The organism is Dyadobacter sp. SG02 (assembly GCF_900109045.1).
Lineage (GTDB): Bacteria > Bacteroidota > Bacteroidia > Cytophagales > Spirosomataceae > Dyadobacter.
This window is the reverse complement of sequence record NZ_FNYL01000015.1, coordinates 157,131-173,572: the sequence shown is the minus strand read 5'-3', so window position 1 is coordinate 173,572 and position 16,442 is coordinate 157,131. Positions and strand designations below refer to the sequence as shown.

Genomic DNA, 16,442 nt, shown 5'->3' with positions numbered 1-16,442 from the left:
ACTGATTAGCTTTCGCATTCAAAACATTCTAAAAAGTACCGCATTTATGGACGAGTTCTTATTGGTATTCCGGCGCGATTTCAAGGACAGGGAAAATCAGCCGTCGCCCGAGCAATTACAGGAGCATTTCGAGAAATGGCACGCCTGGTACGACAGGATGACCGCGGAAGACCGGATCGTGTTCCGGCGGAGGTGGGATGGGGAAGGCCTGGTCGTGAATGCGCAGAAAACCGTGCTCAATGGTCCTTTTGCTGAAATTAAAGAGACGATCGGCGGAGCGGTGATCATCCGCGCGGCGGATTATGAAGAGGCGGCCGAGTTGGCCAAAGCCGTGCCGATTCTCGAATTCGGCGGCACAGTGGAAATCCGGAAAGCGCTCTGATTGCAGTTTGCTGATCCTTTTTGATATTTTTATGGGGCCCGATCGCGAAAGTCGGGCCCTATTATCATGGAGGAAAAAGAATTGCTGCCCCACCTTTTCAGGACCGAATACCGCAAGCTGGTTGCCGTGCTTTGCTATCTTTTCGGTATCGAGCACGTTGAAACCGCGGAAGATATTGCGAGCGATACATTTTTGGCCGCGGCCGAAACCTGGGCCATCAAGGGCGTGCCCGAAAACCCGGTTGCGTGGCTTTATACCGTCGCCAAAAACCGCACAAAGAACCATTTAAAGCGTAACACGCTATTCGAACAGAAGGTAGCGTCGGAAATCCGCTATTCGTCGGACAAGGAGGAGGAAATAGAGATCGATATGTCGCCCCAAAACATCACAGACAGCCAGTTGGCGATGATTTTCGCGGTTTGCAACCCGCTGGTTCCGGCGGATTCGCAGGTGGCGCTCGCGCTGAACCTCCTTTGTGGTTTTGGTGTGCAGGAAATCGCGGATGCCTTTTTGCTGAACAAGGAGGTCGTGTACAAGCGCATCCAGCGCGCGAAGGAGAAACTGAAAGAGGGGAAGATCAGCATCGCGCAACCAAGCGTGACCGAGATCGGCGAGCGGCTGGAAACGGTGTTGACCACCATTTATTTACTCTATTCCGAAGGTTACTATTCCATTTCGCAGAATACGACTTTGCGCAAGGAGCTCTGCGCGGAGGCGATGCGGCTCAACTTCCTGTTGGTGGAAAGCGACCTGACCGACCGTCCCGAGGCTAGCGCATTGCTTTCGCTGATGTGCTTCCATTCGTCACGGTTCGAGGCGCGTACCAACCAGAACGGTGAGATGGTGCTCTACGAAGACCAGGACGAATCGCTTTGGAACCGGGAGCTCATCGAGCGCGGGACCTACTACCTCAGCCGTGCTTCCACCGGTGAAAAACTGAGCCGGTACCATTTGGAAGCCGGCATCGCTTATTGGCATACCCATAAGGAAGATTCGCGGGACAAGTGGGAAAGCATTCTGGATCTGTACGACCATCTGCTGGCCATCGAATACTCGCCCATTGCCGCATTGAACCGCATTTATGCCCTCGCCAAAGTGCGTGGTAAGGAAGCGGCAATCGCGGAGGCCGGACATCTGAACCTGACTAACAACCATTTTTACTATTCGCTGCTCGGCAATCTCTACACGGGCATCGATGACGCACAGGCCGTTACGCATTACCAGACGGCGATCAAACTCGCGCATTCGGCGTCCGACAAGGCCATCCTGTTCCGGAACATTGCCCGGTTGCAGGGTAATGTGGGTTGATTTATACGAGAATTGAATTGGAAAAGACATTTTGGCCGGGAACGGGCGGGCTGTGGGAATAGTTTCTATATTAGCCAAATCTAATGTTCCCGATATGTCAAAGCTGTTTTCACCGATTACCATCAGAAATATCCAGTTCAAAAACCGGATCGTCGTTTCGCCCATGTGCCAGTATTCGGCCATCGATGGTTTTGCGAACGACTGGCACCTCGTCCACCTCGGCAGTCGCGCCGTGGGCGGAGCGGGCCTGATCATCACGGAAGCGACCGGCGTATCGCCCGAAGGCCGCATTTCGGGCGAAGACCTGGGCATCTGGAAGGACGAACACATTGAAAAACTCTCTCAAATCACCGCGTTCATCAGCGCGCAGGGGTGCGTACCGGGCGTGCAGCTCGCACACGCGGGCAGGAAGGCCAGCACCGCCGTTCCGTGGAAAGGCCGCGCCGAAGTGCCTCAGGACCAGGGTGGCTGGCAAACGTTCTCAGCCTCGGCTATCCCGTTTTCGGATGCATACCCCAAACCGCTCGCGCTGGACGTGGCCGGCATCGATAAAATCGTTTCCGACTTTACCGCCGCTGCGCGTCGCGCATTGCAGGCCGGTTTCAAAGTGATCGAAATCCACGCCGCACACGGCTACCTCGTGCACCAGTTCCTGTCGCCCCTGAGCAACCACCGCACCGACGAATACGGCGGCAGTTTTGAAAATCGCACCCGCCTGTTGCTGCGCATTATCGAAGGCATCCGCACCGTATGGCCGGCCGAATTGCCACTATTCACCCGCATTTCCGCCACCGACTGGGCCGAAGGAGGCTGGACGGCCGACGACGCCGTAAAACTCGCACATCTGCTCAAAGAAAAGGGCATCGACCTGATCGACGTCTCCTCCGGCGGCCTCGCTGCGCACCAGCAGATCACCGTCGGCCCGGCTTACCAGCTCCCCTTCGCCTCGCGCATCAAGCGGGAAACCGGCATTCTGACAGGTACTGTGGGTATGATCACGAATTCCCTGCAAGCCGAGACCATTCTCGTGAATGAAGATGCGGATATGATCATTATGGCACGTGAGATTTTGCGGAATCCATACTTTCCGCTGGAAGCGGCGCATGATTTGAAGGCAAGCGTTGCGTGGCCGGTGCAGTATGAAAGGGCGAAGTGGTGAACTAAACCTGACCATGTAAATCCATCGATCTGTTCCGGGTGTTAGCGGGCATTGGTAGGCCTGTGCGGTTTGTGTTTAACGGGTCGAAAGCGGGGATTTCAACTGCTGTTCGATTTACCGAGGATTGAACTGGAAATCATATAGGCTATGAAAAGTCAATTTGCCAGGAATGTAGTCATTCGCGCGGGGGATTACATTGCTATGCATTTACTCATGCTGGTGGGCAACTTTTATCTCTGCCAGTGGATATATGCAAGATGGGAGTTCGAACATGTGTTAGATGCGATGGAGGCGTTGGTTGATCTTGTAGTATATTCTTATGCGATATGGGCTCTTGCATTCACTATTCCGCCAGCACTGATTTATCTTCGCTTATATAAAAGGCCCGGGAGTGTATTAAAGGCCGCCTCGCTCATATGCGTGATTTGGATGATTTTGTCCGATACAGCGTTGCTGATATTATTTTTTGTGAATCCATAAATAGTTTGAACAGGCCGGATATCGAATAGTCACACTATTTGAATTTATTAACTTGCTTTCATGAAAGACCTCAAACACGAAAAAACACTAGCCGCCAAAGAAGCGGTCAAATACCTTTCAAATGGCCAGATCGTCGGCCTTGGCTCCGGCAGCTCGGCCTATATTGCCATTGCTGAAATTGGTGAACTGGTGAAGAATGGGCTGGATATCAAAGGAGTACCTACTTCCGAAAAAACCCGCGAACTGGCTGAGTCACTGAATATCCCGTTGCTCAAAATCGAAGACGTAGATGCTATCGACATTACGATCGATGGCGCGGACGAGTTTACGACCGATTTGCAGCTTATTAAAGGCGGTGGGAGTTTTCTGTTAAAGGAGAAAGTAGTGGCTTCACTTTCGAAGCAGGAAATCATTATTACAGATTCAACCAAGAAGGTGGAGTTCCTGGGCAAGTTTACGGTGCCGGTTGAAGTGATTCCCTATGCGCAGAACTATGTTTTGGCTGAGATAAAAAAGTTGAATGGAACCGGCAAAATCCGTTTTGTCGAAGGCAAACCATTGATTACCGAGCAAGGGAATGTGCTGATCGACGGGGATTTCGGGTTAATACAAGACCCGGCCACATTAGCAGGGCAATTGACCAAAATTGTCGGCGTCGTTGAGCATGGATTGTTTATCAATATCGCGACGACCGTGATTATGGGTGTAGATGATGCGACGGTTACGTTTGAAAAGCGTTAGATTGATTGGCATTCTTTTTGATTAACATGACTTGAAGTTAGGAATTTTAAAATACCTGGCCTGATATATAAATAAATTATATATAAATATTGATTATATAAAATAAAGCGCTTATTCTTGGTAATACAAACCGGGCATTACCATGAAAACACGCTTTATTTTCGCTCTTCTGCTGGTCTCGCTTACCAGCCTCGCCCAGCGTTCGGAATTCAAACTCTCCGAAAACGGGCTGATCTACTCCAACGCGACGGTGGGTAAGTTGAAGCACATTGTCGATTCGCTCAATTTGAAATTCAAAGTCTGTGACCTGAGTAAGGTGTTTGTTTCGCAACCGCAGGCAAAGGCGCATTATGTCTTGATCGAAGGTCGGCAGGCGAAAGTGGCGCTTGCGGATATGCATGCAGGCTTGTCTTTCGATACGTTTCTGGCAAGGTACCCAACGGCCGTGGTCGACAACGAAATGCTCATTATCAAATATGGCGCTGTGGATTACAAAGATCGGTCGCCGGTCACGGCATTTTCCAATGTGAATGGTAAGGGCTATTATGCCATCACGCTGCCGCGGGATAGCGCCGCCGCGATCGGCAGCGTGCGCGGCAAGTGGGTAGCGCAGTACAACAAGTACGGGGAGGGTATGGTCGAGGCCTTTTACTTTATCGATGATTTTGCTCAAAAACCGATCCCGGAAAAGTACGCCCGCTGGATTCAGTACGTGGATTGCCTGGTGGATACCACGGGCCAGATTTTTACCAAACATGCGGTGCAAACAGGAAATACATTCAAATACAAAGTACATCCCAAAGACAATGCATTACAAAAATACATCTCCAATGTGACCAAAAGGCCGCGATGGAAGCAGGACATGACCGACAAGGAAATAGAAGTCTTTACAAAGGCAGCCGACGCCTGGGAGTCATTGAGAATTGCCCGTGTGGATAGCCTTCGGAAAACATCGGCACAATTCAATCAGTTGCTGGCGGAGGCCATTGAAGAAGCGAAGCAGATGGGTAACGATAACGACGTGCTGGAAGAATATATCGAGCGGTACTATTCGCCGGAACTCGCTTTACAATTGAAACGCGACCGGATCGTGATAGGCGGTTGCAGCATGGACGAAAGCCCGCGGTACCATGCGCTGAACATCGCCCGGTTGTCGGCCCACACGGTGAAATGGGAGGTTTTCCTTCGTGCGCACCTCGACATTATGAATGACAATTTCCAGAGAGTATCGGATGGCAGTTGGGCCTGGGCGGGACGGAAAACCTACATTAAGGAACTGGAAGTACTGGATATCAATGTGCCCGATCTGATGATGGGAACGTTGTTCCGGCTGGGTAATGCGAATGAAAACCATTACCTGGGATCGGTGGGAAGAATGGGGCGGTCGCTTTCCGAAAGCGCGAACAGGGTCGAAATGGAAGTCAGAATGCTGGAAATGATCTCCGACATCAGCCTCGACGACTACAACCGGGCATTGGCGTATTACCTTTTCAAAAGCTACAATTATCACTTGTCCGATAAGTCCGCGCAGGCAAGAAACAGCGTGGCGCTGGGCGCGGCGGTAAAAAACTGGCCGCATTACCTGACCGTGAACATCGATAGGGAATAACAATAATGGGTGCTTGATAATTACAAAAGCCGTCGGATCGTGTCCAACGGCTTTTTGTTCTTACTACACTTAACAAAGACGCTACTTATAGTGCATGCTTGGTCTGATTGGAATCTATTTCCAGCCGCCGCCGAGGCTGCGGTAGAGGTCTACGCGCGCTACGAGCGATTGGCTGCGGATGAATGCGAGGTTGAGCTCGGCCTGCAATGCATTGCCTTGCGCGGTGATCACTTCGAGGTAATTGGCCATGTCGCTTTGGTACAGCAGTTGTGCATTGGAAATCGCCTGTGTCAGGATGTTCACCTGGTTGCTCGCAATGGCTTCCTGCTCTTTCAGTTTCTGGGTCTGAACGAGTGAGTTCGAAACTTCGCCCACTGCATTCAATACCGATTGGCGGAATTCCAGTACGGATTGCTCGCGCTCGATTTTGGCTACTTCCAGATTGGTTTTCAGCTGACGTCTCGCAAAAATCGGACGGGCAATGGTACCGGCCGCAATGCCGAACAATGAACCGGGGATATTAAACCAGTTACTCGATTTGAACGATTCGATACCGCCGCTGGCCGAGATAATAAGCGACGGATACATGCTCGCCTGCGCCACGCCCAACTGCGCGTTTGCAACAAGCACCGACATTTCCGCCGCACGCACATCCGGACGACGGCTCACCAATGCTGCCGGTACGCCGGTAGCGAGGCTGTCGTTCGATTTAAAATCGGCAAGTTTCACTTTTCGATCAATGGCATTTGGCATTTGACCGGTCAGGATTTGTAATGCATTTTCCTGAATGGTAATGTCCTGTTCGAGCTGCGGGATGAGCAATGCAATGGCTTCGCGTTGCGCCTCCGATTGCTGAACCGAGAGCGACGTTACTTCACCGGCATCTTTGAGCAGGTTGGTCAGTTTCAAGGTATTATTGCTCAGTTCGAGGTTGTGTTTAGCCACTTCGAGCTGTTTGTCCAGCATTAATAAATTGAAAAACCCTTTTGCTATATCAGACACGAGACGGGTCTGAACCGCTTTGGTCGCCTCATAGGTTTGCAGATACTGGCCCATGGTCGCTTGCTGCTGGCGGCGGATCTTGCCCCAGATATCCGCTTCCCACGATAAATCCACCGAGGCAATATAATTCTCGATATGGCTCGATTTGAGGAAGCTGCTCGCGCTGAGCCCGTTCAAACTGTTGTTCGAAGGGCGGTTGTACGTGCCGGCCACGCGCAGGTCGAGGCGGGGGAGTTGCAGTAATCTGGCCTGTTTTACCTGCTGTTGCGCGATATCAATGCGTTTCAGCGCGATTTGCAGGTCGTAGTTGTAACTAATACCGCGCTCGATGAGGTGTTGCAGCGTGGTGTCGGGGAAGAACTGCTTCCAGCCCATGTCCGCAATGGTGGCGGTGTCGCCGTAAGGCACATTGCGGTATTCGGTGGGCAGTGCCAGTTCCGGGCGCTGGTAGTCCTTGCTCACCTTGCAAGAGGCGAGCAGGGTTACCAGCAGGATCAGAACGGGTATTTGCGTTAATCTGAATGTATTTTTCATGATGTTAATCTTAAATAAAATAGTCATCGCTTTTGGGTACGGAAGCGGGCGCCACTAATGCACCTCTGCCTCGGCCAATTCCGGTTTAACCGGTCTTTTGACGACTTTTTCCTGCAAATACTGGAAGATCACGTACAGTACCGGGATCACGAACACCCCGAAAATCACACCCGTGAGCATACCGCCAACCGCACCGGTACCGATCGAACGGTTCCCCAGCGCTGATCCACCGGTTGCGCGCATCAGCGGCAGCAGACCGACGATGAATGCAAACGAGGTCATCAGGATCGGACGCAGACGCAGGCGTGAGGCTTCCAGTGCCGATTCGACGATGCTCATACCCGCCTCGCGCCGCTGAACGGCGTATTCGATGATCAGGATCGCGTTTTTCGCGAGCAGACCGACAAGCATGATCAGACCGACCTGAACATAGATATTGTTCTCGATACCCATCCAGTTGATGAACACCATTGACCCGAACACACCGAGCGGGATCGTCAGGATCACGGCCAGCGGCAGGATGTAGCTTTCGTACTGTGCTGCGAGCAGGAAGTACACGAATACGAGACTCAATACGAAGATCAGAATGATCTGCGAGCCCGAGTTGATCTCTTCACGCGTCATACCCGTCCATTCCGTTTTGTAGTTGTTCGGCAGCACCTTTTCGGCAGTTTCCTGCACGGCGCGGATGGCGTCGCCGGTACTGTAACCCGGTTTCGGCGTTCCGTTGATCATCACGGCGTTGTACAGGTTGTTACGGGTCACGGTTTCAGGTCCGAACACACGTTTCAAAGTCACCAGCTGGTTGGCCGGTACCATTTCACCTTCGGTGTTTTTAACATAAATACCATCCAGCGACTGCGGGTTTTTGCGATACAGCGGATCGGCCTGCGCCATCACGCGGTAATATTTTCCAAACCGGTTGAAATCCGACACAAAGCTCGAACCGTAATAGATTTGCAGCGTTTGCAGCAATTCGTTCACCGGTACATTCAACTGTTTCGCTTTGGCATTGTCCACTTCCAGCTGGAATTGCGGGTTACCGGTCGCGAACGTAGTGAATGCATAGGCGATCTCCGGCCGTTGCATCAATGCGCCGATGAATGCATTGGTGGTAGTGCTGAGTTTTTCCAGAGAACCGTTTCCGCGGTCTTGCAACATAAACTCGAAACCACTGACGTTACCGAAACCATCCACGGTAGGGAAGGTGAAGAAGAACGCATTCGCGTCGTTCACCGACCGCACCTGCTGCGACATCATACCGACGATCTGGTTGAAATCCTGCACTTCACCGCGTTCTTCTTTCGGTTTCATACGGATAAATCCTACACCGTAAGGCGACGCGTTGGAGTTTGAAATGATGTTCATCCCTTCCACAATGTAACGGTGGTCGGCGATGGGGGACTTTTTCACAATGCTATCCACCTGTGCCATCGCTTTCGACGTACGGTCGAGCGAACTTCCCGGAGGCGTGTTGAGCGCGTACAGGAGGAAGCCCTGGTCTTCCGTAGGAATAAAGCCGGTTGGGGTAGTTTTAGTTAACCAAAGTGTTGTACCCGAGATTACGACCAATCCGACGATGGTCACCCATTTCTGGCGGATCAGGAATTGCAGGCTCTTCACGTAACGGCCGGTCATTGACTCGAAACCGGCATTGAATGCAGCAAAGAAACGTGCGCCGAAACCTTTGCGTTTACCATCATGGCCTTCTTCCGCATGCGGGTTTTTGAGGAACAAGGCGCAAAGCGCGGGGCTGAGCGTCAAGGCGTTCAATGCGGAAATCAGAATGGCTATGGCTAACGTAAATGCAAACTGCCGGTAGAATACCCCTGCCGGGCCCTGCATGAATCCGACCGGTACAAATACCGCGGCCATCACGAGGGTGATCGAAATGATCGCGCCCGAAATCTCGTTCATGGACTCGATCGTAGCTGGTTTTGCACCCAGGCTCGTTCGTTCCATCTTCGAATGGACGGCCTCGACGACGACAATAGCATCATCGACAACAATACCAATCGCGAGTACCAATGCGAAGAGTGTGAGGAAGTTGATCGTGAAGCCGAAAAGCTGCATGAAGAAGAACGTACCCACAATCGCCACCGGAACCGCAATGGCCGGAATCAATGTCGAGCGGAAATCCTGCAGGAAGATGAACACGACAATAAACACGAGGATGAATGCCTCCAAAAGCGTTGAACGTACCTGGTTGATCGACTCGTCCAGGAAGTCCTTGGAGTTGTACATGATGGTCGTTTTCAGGCCTTTGGGGAGTGTTTTGGAAAAGTCACCCACCAGTTTTTCGGCCTGGATCAGAATGTCGTTCGCATTGGTACCGGCAGTCTGGAACACCGCTACACCGGACGATGCATTGCCATCCAGTTTACCATTGGAAGAATAAGTGTAAGAACCAAACTCAACCCGCGCAACATCTTTGAGGCGGATCACCGAGCCATCACTGTTGGCTTTGATGATAATATCCTCATATTCTTTGTTTTGCGTGAGTTTTCCTTTGTATTTCAAAACATATTCAAAAACCTCTTTACTGGCTTCACCCAAACGGCCGGGAGCCGCTTCAAGGCTTTGCTCGCGAATAGCGCCTGTTACTTCCTGAGGAGAAAGTCCCAATGCTGCCAGACGGTCCGGTTTGAGCCAGATACGCATCGAGTAGTCGCGCGTACCGAACGGCTGAGCCTGACCGACCCCCGGTATACGTTGCAACTGAGGTACCAGGTTAATTTTAATGTAGTTCAAAAGGAACGTCTCGTCGTAAGTGCTGTCCTCGCTGGAAAGCGCCACGAACATGATGATCGAATTCTGTTGCTTTTGCGTGGAAATACCGGCTTGCACAACTTCCTGCGGAATCTGGCTTACTGCCTTTGAAACGCGGTTCTGTACGTTTACGGCGGCGATATCCGGGTCGGTACCCTGTTTGAAATACACGTTCAGGGCCATGGTGCCGTCGTTGTTGGACGATGAGGTCATGTAAGTCATGTTCTCAACCCCGTTCACGGCCTCTTCAATAGGCGTTGCCACTGCGCGGGCAACTACTTCGGCGTTCGCTCCGGGGTATACGGCGGTCACCTGAACCGTCGGCGGCGCGATGTCGGGGAATTTCGTTATCGGCAGGGTAGTGAGCGATATGATCCCCAAGAGTAATATCAGGATGGATATTACCGTCGAAAGGACGGGCCTTTCTATAAATTTCTGAAACATATTATTGGAATTTGTCCCCGTTCACGGGGCTCATGATCGAGTGTTTTGGCAAAGCGGGAGCGGTCCATCGCATTGGTTAATGCGATGGTGCCCTGCTAATTGGTGTGGAATTGGTAAACCTTTTACACCCTGGCCGGTCAGATCGGATTGGCGTGCAGCAGACTGTCCATCGACATTTTCTGCGGAGCAATGGCCATTCCGTCGCGCAACCTGTCAAGTCCGGCGTAAACGATCTTCTCGCCTGGTTTCAATCCTTTGGAGATCAGGTAGTAACGTCCGCTGCGATCGGCAATTGTCACAGGGCGGCCTTCCACCTTGTTGCTGTCGAGCACGGTGTAAACGAACACCTTGTCCTGCAACTCGAATGTGGCTTCCTGCGGGATCAGCACCGATTTCGCGAGCTGGCGTGGAATGCGGATCCTGCCCGTGTTACCCGAGCGCAGCAATCCGTTACCGTTCGGGAACGTCGCGCGGAAGTTGATCGCGCCCATAGTCTTATCGAATTGTCCTTCAACGACTTCCACCTTTCCCTTTTGTGGGAAAATGCTGTTGTCGGCCAATACGAGTTCAACTGCCGGGATATGCTTGATCTTCTGTTCGATGGTATTTCCTTCAAATTCCTGCTTGAAATCGAGGAAATCGAGCTCGCTCATCGAGAAGTATACGTGAATGTCTTTCGTTTCCGAGAGGACAGTCAACGCTTCCACGTTGTTCTTGCCTACGAGGCTACCGGTTTTGAAAGGAATAATACCGATATAACCATCAGCCGGCGCCGTTACCGAGGTGTAGCCTACGTTGATCTTCGCTGCATCCACGGCTGCCTGCGCCTGAGCTACATTGGCCTTGGCGGCGTCGTAACCCGCTTTCGCGGTTTTCAGCTGAACATCGGAGACTACTTTGTTGGCTACCAGCGGCGTAAGCTTCTCTACATTGATCGAAGCGCTTTCCAATGCGGCCTTCGCCGATTGCAGGCTGGCCTTTGCGGTATTGAGCTGCTCGGTATACGGGCGGGCGTCGATGTGGAACAGGACCTGGCCCTTGCGTACGTATGCGCCCTCGTCTACGGAGATGCGGTCGAGGTAACCATCCACTTGCGGACGGATTTCGATATCGCGGCTACCCTGAATGGAGGCGGTGAATTCACGATGGGTGGTCACTTCGTGATCGCTAACGGTGATAACTGGCAGCGCCTGGGCAGGCGCTGCCGAAGCGGGTGCGTTGGCGGTGGATGAACCACAGCTGTATAGGACTGCGGAGCCCGCGGCCAGCAGCAAGACTGCAGCCAGCCCTTTTGCTGTTTTTAGTTGAGCGGTTTTCATGGATGTGGACATTTTTGCGGTGATAATCAGTTGTTTGCGAATAGGTAGTGAAGTTATTAATACTAACGGTGTTAACCAAAAAGGAAAAAAAATTACAGGTTTTTGATGAAGGCGTTTACAGAGTCGTCCATTACTTTTTTGTTCATTTGAGAATCGTCGATATCCGAGCAGCGCATCATTACGATTGAAATCAGGCCGTGCAGTACCGACCAGAACGCATAAATTTTGAAGCAAGTTTCCTCATCTGAAGATTTATTATCCTTAACGATTCCTTCGATAGCCTCGGAAATGTGTTCGCGGAAGCTGTTGAACTCCGGCTTTGCCTTGCCCGGGCTTGAACAGGGCATTCCCAAACCGTACATGAGCTGATAGTATTCGGGATTTTTAAAAGCGAAGTTCCAGTAAGTTTCGGCGTGGGCCCTTAGCCGTTCTTCCGGATCCGCAAATTTGCGCTTGTCTTTTTCCAGCAATCTATCGAGTAACCGGAAACCGTCCATAGAAAGTTCAAAGAGGATCGCTTCTTTATTTTCGAAGTGATCGTAGATCACCGGTACGCTGTATTCGATGGCATCGGCTATCTTCCTGATTGACAGGGATTGCCAGCCTTCATCTTTGACCAATTGCATGGCTACGGCCAGGATATTGGTCCGCATATTTTCTTTCTGCCGTATTTTTCGTTCGAGGATTCCCATGGTAATACTAGATTTACCTAACGCTGTTAGCAAAGGTACGCTGGCTTTTTCAAAATATCAATCGCCGACCGGTAATATACAGGTTACCTTTGCATTGGTGGCGAAAGGACTAAAATCGTGCCCGGGGCGTGTGTCCACACGATGTGTCAGCGAATTACCGCCTGGGCAAGAGGCATTTCGTTGTTGCCGAACAACCTTTCTTCCATCTTGCGATCATGCCCGTACACATCCTTCCGGAATTGCAAATTGCCGTACTGGTCCACCCAGGACGTGAAATAGCCGATGAAAACAGGCACTTCATTCTTGCCTCGTAGCCGTACATATTTCTCTTTTCCTGCATTCATGGCCATGGTAATTTTCTCGCTCGTCCAGGTGCTGTCGCGCCGCAGGAGCCATTCCGCCATTTTCTTTGGTTCGGAAAGCCGGATGCAGCCGTGGCTGAATGCCCGCTGGCTTTCCTTGAAGAGGCTTTTGCTGGGCGTATCGTGGAAATAAATGCTGTAACTGTTTGGAAACAGGAATTTTACGAGCCCGAGCGAGTTGGATTTGCCCGGTTTCTGCCGCACGGAACCGCCATTCCATTCCATATTGTGGCGTGCCAGATAGTTCGCATTTTTCTTAATGCCAGGCAAAACTTCCTTTTTGAGAATGCTCGCAGGCACGTTCCAGTAAGGGCTGAACACGATTTGATTTAAAGTACCTGAAAAAATGACAGTACTATTGGCCTCCGAACCCACTACCACCACCATATCGAATGACAATTTGCCATCTTCATAAGCGTGCAACGTGAATTCCGGGATGTTTACGAGAATGTAATCGGTAGGTGGGGCGGCCGGCATCCAGCGAATGCGTTCCATGTTGATGAGCATCTGCCGGATGCGACTGGCCACGGGAACGTTCAGCTCTTTGAAGAATGCAGGGCCCGTAACGCCCGTCTGTTTTTGCCCCACGCGTTGTTGAAAATGCCTAACAGCGTTAGTCAGCGTCGTGTCGAAAACGGGTGTACTATCCGGCTCCGGCAGGTCGCCGAGCAAATGCAGCCGGGCTTTCAATGCTACGAGCAGCGTGTCTCGATCACCTTCACGGAATTTCTTCGAAGTAGCGACGGTGTCCGGCTCTCCGTTTTTTGTCAATGCGTAATATTGCAGGACTTTCTCTTTCAATTGATTATAATGCCTGTTCACGGGCTCGTAGGCTGCCACGTTCCGGCCCTTGTTTTTCAGAAGCGAATCGAGGAAAACCTCGGGATTCAGCTTTCGGCGGGGAATGAACCAGTTGAGTTCCTGGGTGTTGATTTTATGGTCCCCGGAATAGGCGAGGTCGGTGTAGCGGAAGAACTGCTCCGTCAATGCCAGCTCCGCTTCAACGGCCAGCACATTGTCCGGGCTGATCTTTTTCAGCTGCGAAAGCGAATCGATGGTCTTGTCGAGCGACGGGTTATACAGCGAGCTATCGCCCGAGTAATGGATGTAATCGTTCCGCAAGCTTTGAAAAATCGGAACAAACTCGGCCACGCCATCGGGGAAAAACCAGGCGTACTGGTAATTCCGGTGATTGTAAAAGCTCCGAAGTTTGGCATTCAGGCTGTCGCCCGGCGAATGGGCCGTAATATAGGAAGCCAGGGCCGTCGTATCGATAAATAGCTCTGTAAAAGAGTTTTCGACGGTAATGGTGGTATCGCGGACGGCGATCTCGGTTTTCTTTTCGGTAGTTTGGCGGCAAGCGGCCCAAATTAGGACCAGGCCAATGAACAGTGCGGTTTTCTTCATATGCATAACAAAGTCGCGGATCGCCCCAATATAGCGTCTTTGCCGTTAGAAATCCCATTCCCGCCGAAGGATTATAAAAATGGAATGGGCATTCTATACCTGTTACTTTCGAACAAGAGATTTGATTCTTGTTGTGATTTCTACCCGGATGCCAGGGTGCTGATACCTGGCTCCGGGTTTTTTGTTTTGGTTATTGCCCAAATGGATCGCGCGTCCAAAATTGCGCGGGTAATCAAAGTAGTAAATACTCGAAGGAGCACCTTATTGTTTCAATGGCTGCGCAAACCAGCAAACCGCATTCACCCCAACACCCCCATTCGCAGCGCCGCCTTCGTCAGCCCCACCACATTCTTCACCTGCAATTTTTGAAATAGGTTACGCCGGTGTGTCTCCACGGTTTTAATGCTGATAAAGAGCTCGGAGGCAATGCGCGATGTGGAGTATTCGCGGGCAACGAGCGCGAGAATTTCCTTTTCGCGGATGCTGAGTATGCGTTCGGTTTCGGCGATTTGGATTGAATTATGCCTGATAACAGGTAATCCGGCAAGATTTTGCATGATGTGCTGGTCGAAAAACACCTGCCCTTTTTCAATGGCACGGATGGCGCTGTACCATTCGTCGGTGTCTGAAGTGATGTCCAGTATGGCGTTGACACCCGCGTAAATCAGGTCACGAATGTCGGAAACCGACCGCCCGGCGCGGAAAATGATGAGCCGCAGATCTGGATGTGCTTTTCTGAGACAGGTAATCCTTGCCGGCAGCTTTTCAATCCCATGGTCGAACACAATCACCAGATCTGCTTTTTCGAAGGACGGACAATATCGCTCCGGCAGTTCACGCAGTTCGCCGGTAAGTTCGATCATCGATTGCTGCCTGAACCAGGCGCTCAAAGCTTCACGCTCGATCGGGTACGGGTGGATCAGGCGGGTTTTTAAGGATGTTTTTTGCATTGTCGAAAGCGGCTTTCCATGTTTTTTCAAACATAAACCACATACCCGCGGTGTGGCAAAACCTAATCGACGAGTGGCGTTTTAAATCGATGAAGGCGGATTAGATTTTTATTATAATCGCACTACCCCGTTACACAAGCGCCGGATTCGCATTTACTTTGTCAGCATATTCTGAAACACCAATTCAACGAACTCATGACGCTCCTCAGTTTTGCACTTCGGATCAAGGAAGTCAGGGATTTACAAAATTCCTATGCTGCCACGCGCGATATCGACGTTCTCGCTCGCCTGAAAGATATGGAGAAAGAGCTGGACCGCTTGATTCACAGCATTGTAACAACTCCGCGTAACCCCTTCTAATGCCTCTTGCCGGCGGCGTGAACACATAACGCTTAGCGTCGCCGGCGTTTTTCCCGGGTTGCTTCGTTTACCTGAGCATAAAAGTATAAGTATATTCTTCTACGGCCAGCGTGTCTGCCTGGGTAAGGGAATTGACGTATGTATAATCGAATTCATTGAGAACTTTCCCTGCATACTCGCCGCGGCTTCCAATCGAACCCGCGCCCAGGTTGTCAAAATCGTAGTAGTCGCCGCCGGGCGTTGCTTTGACGAGCTTGTAGTTGTAAACCGACATTTCAAATTTGGCGTAATTGCCATAACCGACCATCAGGTAGTCTGCGGGAAATTGACCATCGTAACGGGGCAGTCCGAGTTCGCTCCTTTGTTTGTTCATCTTGCCAAGAAGCCGGAAACCTCCCGAAGTCGTGTAGATTTTATCGATCGACCGGAAAAGAAACTGGTTACCAGTGCGTGTGACGACAAAGGGCTTCGAGCTGCTACCCTCTATATAAGCCGTGTCGGGGTGTAAAAAAGTGACTTTTTCATTGCTCTCGATATCCTGGCTCTCTATCCCAAAATTCCATGCCCCAGCGACGAACTGGTTGATAACTGCCTTGTTTTTTACCTCTATTTTGTTGATAAACAGCCGTATACCCGCTTTTTTATTGACTTTGACCAAATAAAGATCGCCGGGAAACCGGGGTTCTTTCTCCAATTCGGGTTCCTTGTCCACTCCTTTGTGTTTACAGGCAACTACGAAAACTGTGAACAGGATTACGATCGTACATTTGAGAAGGTTGGAGAATCCTGGTGTTGGGGAGGGTATATGCGTCATTAAATAGAAATTAAAGAAGGAGGTATCTTATGTGCCTTTATGAATACCAAAAATAGACTAAATGAATGGAATGCGCTAGGCTTGCTTCTACGAATTACGGTTCCAGCTGC

14 protein-coding genes are annotated in these 16,442 nt (G+C 51.0%); 7 read left to right on the top strand and 7 right to left on the bottom strand.

What is annotated here, in order from left to right:
- The first annotated feature begins 46 nt into the window (after positions 1 to 46).
- The 6 genes from BMW93_RS28810 to BMW93_RS28785 all read left to right on the top strand — a co-directional run bounded on the left by BMW93_RS28810 (position 47) and on the right by BMW93_RS28785 (position 5,679).
- Positions 47 to 382, top strand: coding sequence for a YciI family protein (locus BMW93_RS28810; protein ID WP_090384692.1), 336 nt, complete (start codon positions 47 to 49; stop codon positions 380 to 382).
- A 66-nt stretch (positions 383 to 448) separates the two neighbouring features.
- Positions 449 to 1,690, top strand: coding sequence for an RNA polymerase sigma factor (locus BMW93_RS28805; protein ID WP_090384689.1), 1,242 nt, complete (start codon positions 449 to 451; stop codon positions 1,688 to 1,690).
- A gap of 94 nt (positions 1,691 to 1,784) precedes the next feature.
- Positions 1,785 to 2,849, top strand: a complete 1,065-nt coding sequence (locus BMW93_RS28800; protein ID WP_090384685.1) for an NADH:flavin oxidoreductase/NADH oxidase — start codon at positions 1,785 to 1,787, stop codon at positions 2,847 to 2,849.
- A gap of 147 nt (positions 2,850 to 2,996) precedes the next feature.
- Positions 2,997 to 3,329 (top strand): hypothetical protein, encoded by a 333-nt coding sequence (locus BMW93_RS28795; RefSeq protein ID WP_090384683.1) that lies wholly within the window; start codon positions 2,997 to 2,999, stop codon positions 3,327 to 3,329.
- A gap of 60 nt (positions 3,330 to 3,389) precedes the next feature.
- The gene (gene rpiA, locus BMW93_RS28790) at positions 3,390 to 4,070 is read left to right on the top strand and encodes a ribose-5-phosphate isomerase RpiA (protein ID WP_090384680.1); all 681 of its coding nucleotides are present in this window, start codon (positions 3,390 to 3,392) and stop codon (positions 4,068 to 4,070) included.
- A gap of 142 nt (positions 4,071 to 4,212) precedes the next feature.
- Positions 4,213 to 5,679, top strand: coding sequence for a hypothetical protein (locus BMW93_RS28785; protein ID WP_090384679.1), 1,467 nt, complete (start codon positions 4,213 to 4,215; stop codon positions 5,677 to 5,679).
- 114 nt (positions 5,680 to 5,793) lie between these two features.
- Here the strand turns inward: BMW93_RS28785 and BMW93_RS28780 are convergent, their stop codons facing one another.
- The 6 genes from BMW93_RS28780 to BMW93_RS28755 all read right to left on the bottom strand — a co-directional run bounded on the left by BMW93_RS28780 (position 5,794) and on the right by BMW93_RS28755 (position 15,158).
- The gene (locus BMW93_RS28780) at positions 5,794 to 7,215 is read right to left on the bottom strand and encodes an efflux transporter outer membrane subunit (RefSeq protein ID WP_177194232.1); all 1,422 of its coding nucleotides are present in this window, start codon (positions 7,213 to 7,215) and stop codon (positions 5,794 to 5,796) included.
- A gap of 54 nt (positions 7,216 to 7,269) precedes the next feature.
- A complete protein-coding gene (locus BMW93_RS28775) occupies positions 7,270 to 10,428 on the bottom strand; it encodes an efflux RND transporter permease subunit (protein ID WP_090384674.1) in 3,159 nt (1,052 codons plus the stop codon).
- A gap of 137 nt (positions 10,429 to 10,565) precedes the next feature.
- Positions 10,566 to 11,747: an efflux RND transporter periplasmic adaptor subunit gene (locus BMW93_RS28770; RefSeq protein WP_090384672.1), complete on the bottom strand. Its 1,182-nt coding sequence runs from the start codon at positions 11,745 to 11,747 to the stop codon at positions 10,566 to 10,568.
- 92 nt (positions 11,748 to 11,839) lie between these two features.
- Positions 11,840 to 12,439: a TetR/AcrR family transcriptional regulator gene (locus tag BMW93_RS28765; protein WP_090384669.1), complete on the bottom strand. Its 600-nt coding sequence runs from the start codon at positions 12,437 to 12,439 to the stop codon at positions 11,840 to 11,842.
- Positions 12,440 to 12,585: 146 nt separating this feature from the next.
- A complete protein-coding gene (locus BMW93_RS28760) occupies positions 12,586 to 14,208 on the bottom strand; it encodes a murein L,D-transpeptidase (RefSeq protein WP_090384827.1) in 1,623 nt (540 codons plus the stop codon).
- Positions 14,209 to 14,507: 299 nt separating this feature from the next.
- Positions 14,508 to 15,158: a response regulator transcription factor gene (locus BMW93_RS28755; RefSeq protein ID WP_090384667.1), complete on the bottom strand. Its 651-nt coding sequence runs from the start codon at positions 15,156 to 15,158 to the stop codon at positions 14,508 to 14,510.
- A 195-nt stretch (positions 15,159 to 15,353) separates the two neighbouring features.
- Here BMW93_RS28755 and BMW93_RS35595 point away from each other — a divergent pair, with 195 nt between their 5' ends.
- Positions 15,354 to 15,518 (top strand): hypothetical protein, encoded by a 165-nt coding sequence (locus tag BMW93_RS35595; protein ID WP_176885153.1) that lies wholly within the window; start codon positions 15,354 to 15,356, stop codon positions 15,516 to 15,518.
- A gap of 67 nt (positions 15,519 to 15,585) precedes the next feature.
- Here BMW93_RS35595 and BMW93_RS28750 read toward each other — a convergent pair whose 3' ends face one another.
- Positions 15,586 to 16,230: a hypothetical protein gene (locus BMW93_RS28750; RefSeq protein ID WP_090384664.1), complete on the bottom strand. Its 645-nt coding sequence runs from the start codon at positions 16,228 to 16,230 to the stop codon at positions 15,586 to 15,588.
- Between the last annotated feature and the right edge of the window lie 212 nt (positions 16,231 to 16,442).